Below are 16,080 nucleotides of genomic sequence, written 5' to 3' on the forward strand. Positions count from 1 at the left end.
GCTCAGGGCGACAGCTTGCGGTCGAGCACGCCCGTCAACAATTGCGTGATGGTGGTGTCGCTATACCCGCAGAGGATGCCGACCAGAAGCGCGGCATAGACGTCGCTCCTGTACTCGTACAACTTCAGATCGTTGATTTCGGGCCTGAGCAGCCCGGCGCTCATCAGGATGCAAAGCAGCGCGGTGATCACCCCGACGAGCGTGAATCGCAACCATGGCGAGAGATGCGCCGCGTCGAAATTGCCGAGACTGTCGAAGCTCAGGGTCAGATTGCGGACGAACGCAAAGAACACGACCCCGAGACAGACGCCGATCGCCAGAAACATGACCGTCGCCATGAAGCCGTTCGCGACGGCGAGCCCCGGAAGATAGGCTGCGAGGAGCTGCACCGCATGCGGCAGCAGCGATTTCAGAAGGATGACGCCGACGACGACCCACAGGGCTGTCCGCAAAGTCGCGATCAAATGGCGCTTGCGGATCGCCGGCCCCTCCTCCGCCACGAACTCGGCTTCGAAATGGCCGAGGGCAAGCATAGCATTGCTGATCTGCCCCTCTTCCAGCCCGTGCTTGGCATGGCTTTCCAGCGCGGCGAAATGATGCTTGCGCGCCGCCTCGCCCTTCACCAGCAAGCCGACCTTGCGGCAGGCGTTTTCGAGACGGTCCAGGAATACACGCACATCGGGCGGCACCGGATTTTCGAGCCAGGGCGGCGCCGAAACATGCAGATCGCCATTGTCGTCGATCCAGGTCTTGAAATAGCGGATACGCAGGTCCTCCTGCGAGAAGGCCTCGTAGGCAGCATTGCCACGATCGAGATCGCCGCCTTCGAGCGCGGCCTTGACCTCGTCGAGCAGGCCGCTGAGGTAAATGGCACGCCCCGGCGTCGGAGGAACCCGCACGCGAATACGGTCGAACAACGTCCGAAACCGCCTGCCCAGTTCGTCGGCCACCGGTGACGGCGCCGCGCCCGGCACCGGCTTCAGCAGCAACGCCCCGCTCGCGCTGTCGATCTCGACTTCGAAGAAGACGGCCGCCATTGCCCGCTCCGATTGCCTGATTGTCTCGATGGTCCGCTGAAGAACGTCCCGAAGCCGGCAGCCTTGCAGGATGGCGCCGGTCAAGGAGTATCGCCGCTACGATGCGGTCACTTTTTCGGTCCGAGGACCGGAGGCCAGGGATCGATGAAAATCTTCATGACCCTGCCGTCCTCCGGATCGATGCCGATCCACGCCCTGGACTGCTCGCCCATCGCCGCGCCCGGCCCCGGGCCCGGCGCCGAGGATGGAGCCGGCATCGTCACAGTTCTGGCGGCGTCCTTGAACGCTCTTTGCAGGAGATCGACATCCTCAGGCGAGCGCGCCCCCGCCGCGCCGAAGACCGCAATTGCTTCAATCGCCTGTTGGAGCTGTACAATGCCGATCTTTGGCCGGTCGTCTGCCCCCTGAGACATCTCGATGCCCCCCCGCAATCGACCACCCGCTCGTCGCAAGTCATGCTCGCGACATCGGATAGCGCAGGGAGATTGCGCCACTATTGCGTGTATATCAAGGAGAATAGTCATCCTGCGTGCAAAGAAAAACCTCGCCGCGCGGCGAGGTTTTCATTGCCACCCGCGGGCCGGAAAAGGCAGCGCTGCACTGCCTTCTCTAGCCCACGGGGCGTTCTGTAAAACGGCCATCAGGCCTCGTCGTTGATCCAGCGATAGAGCACACCGCCAAAGATGCCGCCGAGGATCGGGGCCAGCCAGAACAGCCAGAGCTGCGAGATCGCCCAGCCGCCGACGAACAGCGCCGGGCCGGTCGAGCGCGCCGGATTCACCGAGGTGTTGGTCACAGGAATGCTGACGAGATGGATCAGCACGAGCGCCAGACCGATCGCCAGGGGCGCGAAGCCGACCGGAGCCTGCTTGCTGGTCGCGCCGAAGATCACGAAGAGGAAAACCGCCGTCATCACGAATTCCATGACGAAAGCCGAGCCGAGCCCGTATTTGCCGGGCGAGTGTTCGCCATAGCCATTGGAGGCGAAGCCCTTGGCGACGTCGAAGCCGGGAGCGCCGCTGGCGATGAAGTAAAGTACCGCCGCGGCCGCGATGCCGCCGATCAACTGCGCCACGACATAGGCAGGCACCTGCCCTGCAGGGAAGCGGCCGCCGGCGGCGAGGCCGATGGTCACGGCGGGATTGAAATGGCCACCCGAGATATGGCCGACCGCATAGGCCATGGTCACGACGGTCAAGCCGAAGGCGAGCGCGACGCCGAGCAAACCGATGCCGACCTGCGGAAACCCGGCGGCGATCACGGCGCTGCCGCAGCCCGCGAAGGTGAGCCAGAAGGTGCCGATGACTTCGGCGGCATACTTCTTTGCACTCATGTTGATTCCCCCAAAACGTCAGTCATCGGCAAGACTGTTCTTGCGCGGCACTTTCGTCAACGCGGATCGCTTTCCTTCCCGCGCACCAAGCAAGCCGGCCATGCGCCTTCCGGAGGCTGCACCGCGCACGAGGCCGTGACGCGATGCGCGTTGTCCCTCGCCCGACATTCGGCTAGACCGCGCATTCGAACAGGTAGCCAGCGGGAGCCCCTTGTGGCCAACGACGCCGAAATCAAGAGCAAGGCCAAGGACGAAGGCGGGTTCCTGGAGACGGTCAAGGTCGTCGTCCAGGCGCTGCTGATCGCGCTGGTGATCCGGACCCTGCTGTTCCAGCCCTTCAACATTCCCTCGGGCTCGCTGATCCCGACGCTGCTGATCGGCGACTACCTGTTCGTCTCGAAATACACCTATGGCTATTCGAAGCACTCGGTGCCGTTCAGCCCGCCGCTGTTCAAGGGACGAATCTGGGCTGCCGAGCCGAAGCGCGGCGACATCGCCGTGTTCAAGCTGCCGAGCGATAATTCGACCGACTACATCAAGCGCGTCATCGGCCTGCCGGGCGACCGGATTCAGATGATCGACGGCGTGCTGCACATCAACAACCAGGCGGTGAAGCGCGAGCGCATCGCCGATTTCGTCACCACCGACCCATGGGGCCGCACCACCCCGGCGATCCAGTATCGCGAGACGCTGCCCAACGGCGTCAGCCACCAGATCATCGAGCGCGAGGGCGACACCGGCACCTTCGACAACACGCCGGTCTTCCAGGTTCCTGCCGGCCACTTCTTCATGATGGGCGACAACCGCGACAACTCGCTGGATTCGCGCGATCGCAGCGTCGGCTATGTGCCTTTCGAGAATTTCGTCGGACGCGCCGAGATCATCTTCTTCTCGATCGACGAAGGCGCCTCCGCCTGGCGCCTCTGGGAATGGCCCTGGACGGTGCGCTGGAGCCGCATGTTCACGACGATCAAGTGACGAAACCTGGTGAAACCGGCCGCAAGCTGCCGGATCTCGCGCGGCTGGAAGCACGGCTCGGCCATCGCTTCGCCGAGCGCTCCCTGCTGGAGACGGCGCTGACCCATATGAGCGCCGATCAGCGGCGGCTGGCCAGCTATCAGCGCCTCGAATTCCTGGGCGACCGGGTGCTCGGCCTCTCCATAGCCGACATGCTGTTCACCACTTTCCCGCAGGCCGAGGAAGGCGACATGTCACGTCGCCTCGCCGATCTCGTGCGCAAGGAAACCTGTGCCGAGGTCGCCACGACCTGGGAGCTCGGCCCCAATCTGCGGCTCGGCGAAGGCGAGATCCTGGCCGGCGCCCGCAAGAACAAGGCGATCCTGGCCGATGCCTGCGAAGCCGTGATCGGCGCCGTCTTCATCGATGGCGGCTATGCGGCCGCCCGCAAGCTGGTCGAGGCCGGCTTCGGCCAGCGCCTCCTCAAGCCCGCAACGCCGCTGCGCGACGCCAAGACGGCGTTGCAGGAATGGGCGCAGGGCCAGGGCCATCCGACGCCGACCTATGCCGAACTCGGCCGCTCCGGGCCCGACCATGCCCCGGTGTTCCGGATCGTGGTACGGATCGGAACCCTGGTGGAAGCGGAAGCCGAGGGACGCTCGAAGCGTCTCGCCGAGCAGGCCGCCGCCGAAACACTCCTGCGCCGGCAGGGCCTGTGGAACGAGAATGCGGAGGGCGAGCATGGCTGAGCCTCAATTGCCGACCCGATGCGGCTTCGTCGCGCTGATCGGCGCCCCCAATGCCGGCAAGTCGACGCTGCTGAACCAGCTCGTCGGCGCCAAGGTTTCGATCGTCTCGCGCAAGGTGCAGACCACGCGGACCCAGGTACGGGGCATCGCGCTGTCCGGCCCGGCCCAGATCATCTTCGTCGACACGCCCGGCATCTTCGCGCCGAAGCGCCGGCTCGACCGCGCCATGGTGACCAGTGCCTGGGGCGGCGCAAGCGATGCCGACCTGATCGGCGTGCTGATCGATGTTGAGCGCTTCGACCATGAGGAGAACACCCGGCTGCTCGAGAAGCTCGCCGAGCTGAAGCAGCCGAAATTCCTGATCCTCAACAAGATCGACACGGTCGCCAAGGAGAAGCTGCTCACGATCACCGCGCAGCTCAACGAGCGCGACAAGTTCGAGACCACCTTCATGATCGCGGCCCTGACCGGCTACGGCATCAAGGACATCCTGACCTGGCTCGAGACGCGGCTGAATCCTGGTCCCTGGCTCTATCCGGAAGATCAGATCTCCGATGCGCCGCTGCGCTTCCTCGCTGCCGAGATCACGCGCGAGAAGATGTTCGAGCGGCTGCATGACGAGCTGCCCTATCGCTCGACCGTCGAGACCGAAAGCTGGCAGCAGCGGCCGGACGGCTCGGTCAGGATCGAGCAGACGATCTATGTCGAGCGCGAAAGCCAGCGCAAGATCGTGCTCGGCCAGGGCGGACAGACGATCAAGGCGATCGGCCAGAAGGCTCGCGTCGAGATCGCCGAAGCGGCCGAGGCGAAGGTCCACCTGTTCCTGTTCGTCAAGGTCCGCGAAAACTGGAGCGACGATCCCGAGCGCTACCGCGAAATGGGGCTGGAGTTCCCGAAGGGCTGAGGCGCACGCCCCTGCGGCGAGGATAATGACCTCGCCAGCCGGGCGCCGTGCAGGCACCGCTCCGGCGAGGTGCCACGGAATTTCCCGCCCGCGCCGGAATTTCGACCGTCAATAGACATTGTTAGACCGTCATTTTTCTCGATCCCTTTTGTCGAAGCCTATTTGAGCGGGAGTTATTGCCATGGCAGCCGAGTCACGCATCGCCCTCTTCATCGACGGCGCGAATCTCTATGCGACCTCGAAGCAGCTCGGCTTCGACATGGATTATCGCCGGCTGCTCAAGGAGTTCCAGGGCCGCGGCAACCTGATCCGCGCCTTCTACTTCACCACCCTGATCGAGAGCGAGGAATACACCTCGATCCGCCCGCTGGTCGACTGGCTCGACTATAACGGCTACCGGGTCATCACCAAGGCGGCGAAGGAGTTCACCGACGCGAGTGGGCGCCGGCGCGTCAAGGGCAATATGGACATCGAGCTGGCGATCGAGATGCTCGAGCTCGCCCCCTATCTCGACCATATCTATCTCTTCTCGGGCGATGGCGATTTCCGTCCGCTGGTCGAGGCGGTGCAACGCAAGGGCGTCAAGGTCTCGGTGGTTTCGACCATCAACACCAGCCCGCCGATGATCGCCGACGATCTGCGCCGGCAATGCGACGAGTTCGTCGAGCTCGGCAACCTCATGCAGAAGGTCGGGCGCGATCCCACCGAGCGGAGTCCGCGCGGTCCCGCCGGCCATGGCGCTCCCAGCCATCCCGGTCTCGAGCGGCGCTACGGCATCCGCCAGAGCGACGAGCCGACCGACAGCTGAGAGCCCAATAGTTCGTTCGCCCTCCAAATGCCTCAGCCCGCCTCTTCCCGTCATTCCGGCCGCAGCGAAGCGGAGCGCCGTAATCCATCGCAAGGCTCTGCGTCCTAGGATGGATTCCGGAGCGGAACGGCTGCGCCGCTTGTCCGGAACGACGATGATGGTCGGGTTAGAATAGCCGCGGCGACACTATCCGCCGGTCTTCAGGATTCGCGCCTTGTCGCGGTTCCAGTCGCGGGCCTTCTCGCTCTCGCGCTTGTCGTGCAGCTTCTTGCCCTTGCCGAGACCGAGCTCGACCTTGGCCCGGCCCTTCTCGTTGAAATAGACCTTGAGCGGAATCACGGTGAAGCCCTCGCGCTGGATCGCGCCCATGAGCTTGTTGATCTGGCGGCGGTGCAGCAGCAGCTTCCGCGGCCGGCGGACATCGTGGTTGAAGCGGTTCGCCTCGAGATATTCCGGGATATGGGCGTTGAACAGGAAGAGCTCGTCGCCCATCGGGCCGGCATAGCTCTCGCCGATCGTCGCCCTGCCGCCGCGCAGCGACTTGATCTCGGTGCCCTGCAGGGCGATCCCGGCTTCCAGCGTCTCGGTGATCGCGTAGTTGTAGCGGGCCTTGCGATTATCGGCCGCGAGCTTGTAGCGCTCGGGATCAGGCTTGGTCATTCAGGAAACTCCGGCGTCCGGCGGCCGCGACTGGCGGCCGCCGACAGCCTCACTTAAGCATTGAGCAGCCCGGCGTGAACCATGGCGCCGCGAATGATCTCGCCAGTGGCCGGCGTCACCGGCAATAGCGGCATGCGGACCTCCTCCCCGGCCCGGCCGAGCAGCTTCAGCCCGTGCTTGGCTCCGGCCAGGCCCGGCTCCTTGAACACCGCGTCATGCAGCGGCACCAGCCGGTCCTGGAGCTTCAGCGCGCCGGCATAGTCGCCCTTCAGCGCGCAGACCATCAGCTCGGCGCAGAGCTTGGGCGCGACATTGGCGACGACCGAGATGCAGCCATGGCCACCGGCGGCCATATAGGCCAGCGCCGTCATGTCCTCGCCCGAGAGCTGGATGAAGTCCGGCCCCATGGCATGGCGCTGCTGCGAGACACGCGCGAGATTGGCGGTGGCGTCCTTGACGCCGGCGATGTTCTTCAGCTCGTAGAGCCGCTTCATGGTCTCGACCGACATGTCGACCACCGAGCGCGGCGGGATGTTGTAGATGATGATCGGGATGCCGATCGCGTCGTTCACCGCCTTGAAGTGCTGGTACAGGCCCTCCTGGGTCGGCTTGTTGTAATAGGGCGTCACCACCAGAACGCCCTGCGCGCCGGCCTTCTCGGCATGCCTGGCCAGCGAAATCGCCTCGATCGTGTTGTTGGAGCCGGCGCCGGCGATCACCGGCACCCTGCCCTTGGCCTGATCGATGACGATCTCGGTGACGCGGCCATGTTCGTCATGGCTCAGGGTCGGGCTCTCGCCGGTGGTGCCGACGGGCACGAGCCCGTGGCTGCCACTCTCGATCTGCCAGTCGACCAGCGCCCGAAGGCATGCCTCATCGATTTTGCCGTCCTTGAACGGCGTCACCAGCGCAGTGAGCGAACCGGTGAAAGGCGCATGCTTGGTCATGGGCGGTCCTGAAATCGACATAGTTGCGCGAGAAACGGGCGACAGACATAGCCTTTCAGCCGCAGTCCGCAAAGCCGGCAACCCATCAAAAATCGTGGCCGCATAGTTAGGACTTCGTAAAGCTCCCTGCGGGAGCATGGCTTACTGCTACGATCCGGCTTGCTTGGGGGGACCCCTTGATGGCGCTATCGCCGGGCCGACGGTTCTTCGGAGCTGGCCTGACGCTCATTCTGGTGGCAACCGGACCCTGCACCGCGGGTCCAGACGGCTCGCACCCCTTCCAGGAGGAGCGACTGGCGAGCGTCGACACGCGCGCAGCAGATGCCGGAAGCAGCAATGTCGATGTCGGCGTCACCGCCTCGCTCGCGCCGCAGACGGAGCCGCCCGCCTCGCCCCTCCCCCCGGCCGAAATCATCCAGCCGGAAGAGCGGATCGACCTCGCCCCACTGAAGAAGGCGGTCGCCGCCTATCGCACCGGCAAACTCGAGGAAGGCGACGGCATCGCCCGTGGCATCGACGACAAGGCGGTGCGCGGCATGCTGGAATGGGTCGCGCTGCGCAGCCTGACCAATGTCGTGAGCTTCGAACGCATCGCCGAGTTTCTCGACGAATTCCCGAACTACCCGGGCACCACACCCTTCCGCCGCCGGGCCGAAGCGGCCTTGGTCACCGACCGGCGCCGGCCCGACACCATCCGGCGGTTCTTCCATGGCCGCGAGCCGATCAGCCCGGCCGGTCGCGTCGCGCTCGCCCGCGCACTGGCCGCAGAGGGACGTCAGGACGAGGCCTTCGCGCTCGCGCGCCGAACCTGGCTGGAAGACCATCTCGGCGCCGGACTCGAGAAGATCGTCCTCGACAATTTCGGCGACAAGCTGACGCCCGCCCATCACCGCCTGCGCGCCGAGCGCTATCTCTTCGCCGGGAATGGCGAAGCGGCACTGCGCAATGCCGCCCGCGTGTCGAAGGACTATGTCGCGCTGGCGAAAGTCAGGCTTGCCTCGGCAAAGGCCAAGGGGCCGATCGCTCAAAAGCAGATCGAGGCCGTGCCGGCCGCCCTGAAGAAGGACATTTCCTTCGCCTTCCTGCAGGCGCAGCAGGCCCGCCGCAGCGGCAAGGCGGCCGAGGCGGCCAAGGCCCTGGCCGATATCCCGCGCGATCCGGCCCTGCTCGGCGATGGCGATGGCTGGTGGACGGAACGTCGGCTGGTCGCCCGCAAGCTCCTCGACGAGGGTGACGCCAAGGCCGCCTATGCGGTCATCTCCGGCCACGGCGCCGAGGACGCCGCCGAACGCATCGACGCCGAATGGCATGCCGGCTGGATCGCATTGCGCTTCGAGAAGGACGCCGAGCGGGCGGCTAAGCATTTCGCCGAGGCCGCCAAGATCGCGGAGACGCCGATCTCGGTGGCACGCGCCGCCTATTGGCAGGGCCGCGCAGCCGACGCGCTCGACAAGGCCGAGGCGGCACAAGCCTTCTATGCCCGTGCCGCCGAGCACCCCGTCGCCTATTACGGCCAGCTCGCCCGGGCCCGGCTCGGCCTCAACGACCTGCCGGTCCGCCGCACCGTCGCGGCGCCGCTCGCGCATCTGCCCGGCTTCAAGGCGGCCATGCTGCTCTACGACATCGAAGCGCCCGACCTTGCCGGCCAGATGCTGATCGACCTGTCGCAACGCCTGCATGATACCGCTGCGCTCGAGGCGATCGCCGACATGGCGCGCCAGCGCGCCGACGCCAAGACTCTGCTCACCATCGGCAAGATCGCGCTGCAGCGCGGCTTCCCCCTCGACGAGGCGGCGTTCCCGACCTTCGGCGTGCCGGAATTCCCGACCGTCGGCGATCCGATGGAGCGGGCCATCGTCCATGCCATCGCCCGCCAGGAAAGCGCCTTCGATCCGGCGGCGGTCTCGCATGCCGGAGCGCTCGGCCTGATGCAGATGATGCCGGCAACGGCGCGCGAGACCGCAAGGCGGGCCCAGCTGCCCTTCGAGCTCGAGCGCCTGACCAGGGACCCGCTCTACTCGGCGCAGATGGGGGCCGCCCATCTCAACGACCTGCTCGGCGACTGGCGCGGCTCCTACATCCTGACCTTCGCCGCCTATAATGCCGGGTCTGGCAATGTGAAGAAATGGATCACCGCCTATGGCGATCCCAGGCTGCCGGAGGTCGATGCCGTCGACTGGGTCGAGCGCATCCCGTTTACCGAGACGCGCAACTATGTCCAGCGCGTCATGGAGAACCTGCAGGTCTATCGCCAGCGGCTGAACCAGCGCACCGCCTACATGATCGACCAGGATCTGAAGCGCGGCGGCAAGCGCGAGTGAGGCGAACGGCACCATGGCCCTTGGCCATGGCAGGCGAGCCATGTCACAAGCAGCGTGAATGCGCCGTTCCCGTCACCTGAAAACACGCGTCATTCCGGCTGCCGCGATGCGGAGCAGTTCCGGAATGGCGCAGCTGGAAAACATGGGTCGCCATGGACGCCGATAGCGGATTCCGCTCGCTCTTCATCAGCGCCCGCGACGGGCTGAAGCTGCATGTGCGCGACTATGGCTCGCTTGCGGCCTTGTCGCTGCCCGTGGTCTGCCTGCCGGGCCTCGCCCGCACCGCCGCCGATTTCCACGAGCTGGCACTGGCGCTTTCCGGCGACCCGGCGCAGCCCCGGCGGGTTCTCGCACTCGACTATCGCGGACGCGGCGGCTCGGAATACGACCGCGACTGGCGCAACTACGAGATCCGCGTCGAGCTCGACGATCTCATGCAGGTTCTCGCCGCCACCGGCATCGAGGAAGCCGCATTCGTGGGAACTTCCCGCGGCGGGCTCCTGACCATGGCGCTCGCAGTGGCGCGCCCCGGCCTGATCAAGGGCGTGGTGTTCAACGATGTCGGCCCGGTGATCGACGCGCGCGGGCTGCTGCGCATCCGCGGCTATGTCGGCAAGCTGCCGACGCCGCGCAGCTTCGCTGAGGGGGCCGAGATCCTGAAGCGGCTCGCAGACCAGCAATTCCCGCTGTTCGGCGATGCCGAATGGGAGATCATGGCGCGGCGCACCTGGAAGCAGCGCAATGACACGCTCGTTCCCGACTATGATCCCAGGCTGCTGAAGACGCTCGAGGAGCTCGATCTCGAGGCGCCTCTTCCGGTTCTCTGGCCCTATTTCGCAGCCCTCAACCACGTCCCGGTACTGGCAATCCGCGGCGAGAACTCGGACCTCCTGGCCGAGCAGACATTGCTCGAAATGGGCCAGCGCCATCCGCATTGCGAGATCTTCACCGCGCCCGGACAGGGCCACGCCCCGCTGCTCGGCAGCCGCGACATGACCAGGCGGATCGGCCGGCTGATCGGCCGGGCGGAGAAGCACGCCGCCTGAGCCTGCCCGTTTCGCGAGCGGGCGCGGCCGTCAATCCTTGCCGCGCCGCTCCTTCTCGGCGCGCGAATGCGCTGTCTCGCCGCCGGCGGCGAGGATGCGGGCCTCGACCCGCCATTGCTCGGCGACATCGCGTCCGGGAAAACCGGTATGATGGGCGAGATAACGCAATTCCTCGCTGCCGAGCGGGGCGATCTGGTCGAAATGCCAGATGCCGAGCCGGTTCAGCTTCTCGGCGACCACCGGGCCGACCCCATCGATCAACGTCAGATCGTCGGGCTTGCCGCTGCGCGCGGCCGACAGAAGATTGCCCGGACAGATGCCCTCGAGAGCAGCCCCGGACAGGGCCACCGGCTCGGCCTGATCGGCGGTTGGGGCCGCGCCGGCCAGCGCCTTGGCCTGTGCGACCCATTCCTCACGCTCGATCCGCCCGGGGAAGGCGAGATAGGCGCCGACCCATTCGACGTTCGCGGGCGTCCAGGCGGCGATCTGGCTGAAATGCCAGATGCCGAGCGCATGCAGACGCTCCTCGTTCTGCGGCCCGACGCCCTTGATCAATTTGAGATCGTCGGCGGCGCCGCCGCGCGCCGCGACATAGCCGGCCGGCCGGAGCCCGACAATGGCCTCCTCACCGTCGAGCTTGGGCATGGGCGCTGGCTCTGGCGCGACCGCGGAGCCGGCCCGTGCCGCCATGCCCGGGGCGGGCAAGGCGCGCGCCGGTTGCGGCAGCGCCAGACGTGGCGCCGGCAGGGCGAGCGCTGCTTCGGGGACCGCCGCAGCCCCCTTGAGCAGGGAGCCGACGACGCAGCCGGCCGCATAGACCGCAACATAGAGCAGCCCGGTCTCGACCCAGAAGGCCGGCTGGTTGTTCAGCACGCGCAGCCAGACCAGCGCGGCGGCGCCGGCCCAGAGCAAGGCGACCAGCATCGCCGGACCACCGAACAGGGTTCGCAGACCATCGCGGCTGGTCAACCAGCCGAACACCAGGCCGATCGCGAAGGCTGCGACCAGGAACCAGACGAAATGGAGCGCAAGATATAGCATGGCGTGCGGCCCTATTTCGCGACGGTGAACTGAACGCGGCGGTTCTTGACCTTGGCGTCGGGGTCGCCATGGGCGACCAGCGGCCGGTCGACGCCATAGCCCTTGACCTCGAGCTGTTCGGGCTCCAGCCCGCGCCGGATGAGTTCCTCGCGCACACGGAAGGCGCGCCGGCGCGACAGATCGAGATTGTTGAAGCCGGCGCGCTCGCCGTCCATGTTGGCATGGCCCTCGACGGTGACACGCGTATCCGGGCAATGTTTCAGGATCGCCGCGGCCTCGGTCATCGCCCTTTCGGTCACCGAATCGAGCGTCACGACCGCCGTGCCCTGGCCGAACATCACATAATAGCGCTGGGTCAGGGCATCGAGATCGTTCTGGCAGGTGCTCGGCGGATCGATGACGCAGCCGGTCTGGCGCATCCCGATCTCGGCCTTGCCGGTGAAACCTTCCGGCAAGCCGCTCGCGGCGTTGGTCTCGACCTCCGAGCGGATCAGCTCGCGGCAGGTCAGCCCCTGAACACTGACCTCGTGGTCGACGAGATCGACGGAGCCCAGATCGAGCCGAAGCAGATCCTGCACGGCGCTGCGGGCCGCGACCCCGAAGCCGGCCGGAGCCGCAGGCACGATCGTCGTCTCATCGCGAATCTTGCCGCGCAAGGGCGAGGCCTCGATCAGCTCGGCGATCGCCTGCTTCGAGCCGGCATCCGGCAGATGGCCCGACAGCGTTCCGCCTGTCCTGTCGACCGCGGCGGAGAAGCCATAGCGGCTGAGGGTCAGCAGCGGCGCGCCGGACAATCCCAGCCCCGCGGGCAAGGATTGCGCCTTCAGTGCCTCCTGCAAGGCCGTCCAGCTCGCCAGATCGCGCGCCGCGCCGGTCACCGTGAGATTGCCGCCGGCCAGGCTGACGCTGCCGCGCTCGATCTTCTCGAGCAGTCCGAGGGCGAAGCGCGTGACGGCGTCGAAATCGGCGGCGTCGCGCAGATTGGGCTCGACACGCGTCCGGTCGGTCAACGCGCCGCCCCGCAGAGCGGCGCGGGCGAGTTCCGCCGCAGCGGCCTGGGCGGCGGCGTTGGGTGCGATGCCCGAGAGCGCGATGCCAGCCTCTGTCTTCTCGGCACGCCATTGCAGCGGACGCGCCGGCACTGGCGCCGTCGCCGGCGGGGCGGGCGGAGCCACGACCACGGCCGGAACCGATGGCGCCGGCTTCGGTGCCGGTTGCGGCCCCGGTGCAGGCGTTGGCGCAGGCGGCGCGAAGCTGAGATCGAGCGGCGGCGCCTCCGGCAGCGGCGGCATCACCGGCGCCGGCGGTGGCGGCGGAGGGGCCGGCGGGCAGGAGATCGCCGCCAGTGCGACCGATTCCGGACCATCGGCCTGGGCGATGTTCAGGCGCAAGGCCTCGCAGGCGGCGAAGTCCTGCGGCCCCTCGCCGCCGATGCGGTAGCGCGTGCCGTCGATCTCGACCTTGCCGCTACGCAGGCGCGCCAGCTCGGAGAGGGCCCGGCCGACCCGCGCCAGGAAGGCCGGTGGCTCGCCGCTCGCCGGCTGGGTGCGGTCAGTAATGGCGCCCGCCCCGGGAAAGGCCCGCGCCGCAAGGCCCGAGACTTCGTTCTTGACGGCTTCAGACGGATAGAAGCCCGACAGGCTAACCGCCCCAGCCGCATTTTTCTCGGCGCTCCAGACATAAGGAGAGACGACCGGCGGGTTGAGCGCGCAATCGACCCGCGAAAAGCCGGCAGGAGGGGCTGCCGCTGCGGCAGCGCGCAGCGCCAGGAAGGCTTCGGGCGACGAAGCCGTCCCCTCGACACAGAAGCGCGTATCGTCGAGCGCGACCTTTCCGGCAGAGAGCCTGCCGAGATCCGCGATCATCGCCCCGGTCAATGCCGGGAAACCCGCCGGCGCACCGAAGGCGATCTTCTGCTGGTCCTCGATCCGCAAGGCAGGTCCGAGACCGCGCGCAGCGGCGAGATTGGCTTTCGCAGTGCTCTCGTCAGGCACGAAACCCGTCAATGTCACCTTGTCGGCTTCACGGCTCGCCGACCAGCTATAGGGCTTCTGCGCGACGACCTGTGTCAGACCCCCGAGAACCCGCCGGACACCGAACTCCGCCTTCAGCTGCGCCAGCGCCTTGGCGGCGCCATCGGCGCTCGTCGCCTCGCCATCGAGATAGACGTCGCGTCCATCGACCCGGGCCGAGACCTCGCGGATCCCCGGAGCCGCGCCCGCGAGCGCACCGGCGGCTAGAGCTCGCGCCTCGACATCCTTGCGCACCGCTTCGCTCTGAATCAGGTTGGCCGAGCTCCACAGCACTGCCAGCGGAACGAACCCCCACAGCCAACCGGCCTGCCGTGCCATCCCCGATCCTCGCCCCTGCCACCGACTCGAACCGAATCCGGTCCCTCGCACCGGTGAGAATCAGGCCTCATCACACTGGCAAGTCAAGCAAGCCGGCAAGCTTCTGCCCTGGAATTCGCCCTTCCCCTCCCGGCTGGCGGCCAATGGTGCGCGAAATCCTCAAAACGAAAGAAGCCCCGGGTTTCCCCGGGGCTTCCATCATCACGATCGGAAGATCGATCAGAAGTCGCGCTGGATGCGGAAGCGGCCAGCCCAGGCGTCGTCCGCCTTCACGAGCGAACCACCGTTGGCCAGAGCAACCCGGTTGCCGAGGTTGTTCGAGGCCAGGACCGACTGGCGCATGTCGGTGCGGGTGTAGAGCACCTCGACGCCGATATCCAGACCCGAAACCGGCGACCAGATCAGGTTACCAGCAACGATGAGCTCCTTCGGATCGAGCGGACGCGAAATCTGGCCAGCGACGGCCTGATTGGTCAGCACGTAGCCGAGCTTCAGCTCAGAGTACGAAGCGATGAGCTCCGAACGCAGGGTCGGGGTCCAGAAGTGACGCAGAGCGGCAACGATCGACCAGCCGGTCGACGAGTCGACCTGACCGAGCGCGTTCACGCCGAAGTCACCAACCGCGAGCGCAGCGTTCTGAGCGGCGATGCGGCCCGAACCGAAGTTGCCACCCCAGCCGAGATAGCCGAGAGCGCCGTCAGCGTAGGCAGCCTGCAGGAACAGGAAGTCGCCAGCCGCAAGCATCGGCAGGTTGATCTTCACGCCACCCTGGATGGCCCAGCCCATCTCGTCCTTGTTGCCGACGAAGACGCCAGCGCCGTTGGCGATCGCCGGGTTGCCGGCGGCAGCGCCGCCCGGACCGAACACGGTGTTCAGGCCGGCGTTGTTGATGCTGCGCTGGGTAAGAGCAGCCGACAACTGGGCCGAACCCCAACCCTGATCGACGCGCAGCGAGGCGACGACGTCCGGGTAGTCCTGACCGAGGTAGTTGGAAACGCCGCCGGGGCTGACGACAGCCGCTTCACGCGAACCGGTACCCGAGACGCGATCTTCGAGCGACAGGGTGGCCGAGAAGCCCGAACCGAAGGTGGCGGTGTAGGCCAACAGGTTCAGACGCGAGTCAGCCGTACGAACGGTGGTGAAGCCGAGGTCGTTGGCGTAGAAGTCGAAGAACGACTGAGCGCGACCAGCGGTGATCGGGCCGAACTGGACGAAGGCCAGATCGAGGTTGGCGCCCGAAGCAGCGGTGCCGCCGGTGGTGCGCGGAGCGCCCGGAACGACGATGCCCTGGTTGCCGCCGATCGTGTTGTTGTACACGCCGGTGCTGTTGGTCAGCTCATAGCGGAAGAAGGTCCGCAGGGTGCCGTAAGCGGTGGCGGTACGAGCGTCGACGTTCAGACGGCCACGAGCGCGGCTGCCGTAAGCGTCGTTGCCGTCGCCATAACGCGAGCCGACAGCGTACTCAGCGCGAACACGACCGCCGATGCGGAGGCAGGTGTCGGTGCCAGGGATGTAGAAGAAGCCAGCGCCGTAAGCGGAGCAGACGCGAACGTATTCGACCGGAGCAGCCTTCCGCGAAGGAAGGTCGGCGGCCTGAGCCCCGGCAACCGCGGCGATACCGGCGGCAGAACCGAGGAGGAGGCTCTTAACGAGCTTCATTTGATAACCTCCAAAAGAGTTTCGAGACCCTCGGGCTTCGGTGACTTCGTGATCCGGACGGCCCCAGGAGACCCCACCGGTGAAACCACCTATCCCGGTCTTCCCCCCCCGTCCCTGAACCACTCAGAGGCGAAGTTGAAAAACAGCGACCGGGAATGTCCCGCCGCACAGTCACCATTACGAATGCCCGCCCCGCGATCAACCTCCATCGCACCTACCCCACAGCCAAGCGGGCGCTTTGGACCCTGGTGTTGCACGCCTGCCACG

At 66.5% G+C, this 16,080-nt stretch carries 14 protein-coding genes; 6 read left to right on the forward strand and 8 right to left on the reverse strand.

Going from position 1 to position 16,080, the window contains the following annotated elements; translation table 11 throughout:
• Positions 1-2: 2 nt before the first annotated feature.
• From ACWGRX_RS14600 to aqpZ, 3 genes are all read right to left on the reverse strand, one after another.
• Positions 3-1,037 carry a hypothetical protein gene (locus ACWGRX_RS14600; protein ID WP_452118121.1) on the reverse strand — a complete coding sequence of 345 codons (1,035 nt, stop codon included), beginning with the start codon at positions 1,035-1,037 and terminating at the stop codon, positions 3-5.
• Positions 1,038-1,144: 107 nt separating this feature from the next.
• A complete protein-coding gene (locus ACWGRX_RS14605) occupies positions 1,145-1,450 on the reverse strand; it encodes a hypothetical protein (protein WP_452118122.1) in 306 nt (101 codons plus the stop codon).
• A gap of 227 nt (positions 1,451-1,677) precedes the next feature.
• A complete protein-coding gene (gene aqpZ, locus ACWGRX_RS14610) occupies positions 1,678-2,370 on the reverse strand; it encodes an aquaporin Z (protein WP_452118123.1) in 693 nt (230 codons plus the stop codon).
• Positions 2,371-2,583: 213 nt separating this feature from the next.
• Here aqpZ and lepB point away from each other — a divergent pair, with 213 nt between their 5' ends.
• The 4 genes from lepB (at position 2,584) to ACWGRX_RS14630 (ending at position 5,788) form a co-directional block, all read left to right on the forward strand.
• Positions 2,584-3,348, forward strand: a complete 765-nt coding sequence (lepB, locus tag ACWGRX_RS14615; RefSeq protein WP_291639537.1) for a signal peptidase I — start codon at positions 2,584-2,586, stop codon at positions 3,346-3,348.
• Positions 3,300-4,076 (forward strand): ribonuclease III, encoded by a 777-nt coding sequence (gene rnc / locus ACWGRX_RS14620; RefSeq protein ID WP_452118124.1) that lies wholly within the window; start codon positions 3,300-3,302, stop codon positions 4,074-4,076. Before lepB ends, rnc begins: the two co-directional genes overlap by 49 nt.
• On the forward strand, positions 4,069-4,980 hold the full coding sequence (gene era / locus ACWGRX_RS14625) for a GTPase Era (RefSeq protein ID WP_452118125.1): 912 nt from the start codon (positions 4,069-4,071) through the stop codon (positions 4,978-4,980). Before rnc ends, era begins: the two co-directional genes overlap by 8 nt.
• A gap of 181 nt (positions 4,981-5,161) precedes the next feature.
• Complete coding sequence (locus ACWGRX_RS14630; RefSeq protein ID WP_291639532.1) at positions 5,162-5,788, forward strand: LabA-like NYN domain-containing protein; 627 nt, start codon at positions 5,162-5,164, stop codon at positions 5,786-5,788.
• A 186-nt stretch (positions 5,789-5,974) separates the two neighbouring features.
• Here ACWGRX_RS14630 and smpB read toward each other — a convergent pair whose 3' ends face one another.
• Together smpB and dapA are read right to left on the reverse strand one after the other, a co-directional pair.
• The gene (gene smpB, locus ACWGRX_RS14635; RefSeq protein ID WP_291639530.1) at positions 5,975-6,448 is read right to left on the reverse strand and encodes an SsrA-binding protein SmpB; all 474 of its coding nucleotides are present in this window, start codon (positions 6,446-6,448) and stop codon (positions 5,975-5,977) included.
• Between the two features lie 53 nt (positions 6,449-6,501).
• Positions 6,502-7,395, reverse strand: a complete 894-nt coding sequence (gene dapA, locus ACWGRX_RS14640; RefSeq protein ID WP_291639528.1) for a 4-hydroxy-tetrahydrodipicolinate synthase — start codon at positions 7,393-7,395, stop codon at positions 6,502-6,504.
• A gap of 179 nt (positions 7,396-7,574) precedes the next feature.
• On the opposite strand from dapA, the gene ACWGRX_RS14645 reads away from it, so the two are divergent.
• Entirely contained in the window at positions 7,575-9,716 is a 2,142-nt protein-coding gene (locus tag ACWGRX_RS14645; RefSeq protein WP_452118126.1) for a lytic transglycosylase domain-containing protein, read from the forward strand.
• A gap of 152 nt (positions 9,717-9,868) precedes the next feature.
• Positions 9,869-10,762, forward strand: a complete 894-nt coding sequence (locus tag ACWGRX_RS14650; RefSeq protein ID WP_452118127.1) for an alpha/beta fold hydrolase — start codon at positions 9,869-9,871, stop codon at positions 10,760-10,762.
• 30 nt (positions 10,763-10,792) lie between these two features.
• Here the strand turns inward: ACWGRX_RS14650 and ACWGRX_RS14655 are convergent, their stop codons facing one another.
• The 3 genes from ACWGRX_RS14655 to ACWGRX_RS14665 form a co-directional block, all read right to left on the reverse strand.
• On the reverse strand, positions 10,793-11,803 hold the full coding sequence (locus tag ACWGRX_RS14655) for a hypothetical protein (RefSeq protein WP_452118128.1): 1,011 nt from the start codon (positions 11,801-11,803) through the stop codon (positions 10,793-10,795).
• Positions 11,804-11,814: 11 nt separating this feature from the next.
• Entirely contained in the window at positions 11,815-14,154 is a 2,340-nt protein-coding gene (locus ACWGRX_RS14660; protein ID WP_452118129.1) for an OmpA family protein, read from the reverse strand.
• A gap of 219 nt (positions 14,155-14,373) precedes the next feature.
• Entirely contained in the window at positions 14,374-15,813 is a 1,440-nt protein-coding gene (locus tag ACWGRX_RS14665) for a porin (protein ID WP_291639518.1), read from the reverse strand.
• Positions 15,814-16,080 lie beyond the last annotated feature (267 nt).

Source organism: Allobosea sp. NPDC055594 (genome assembly GCF_053618995.1).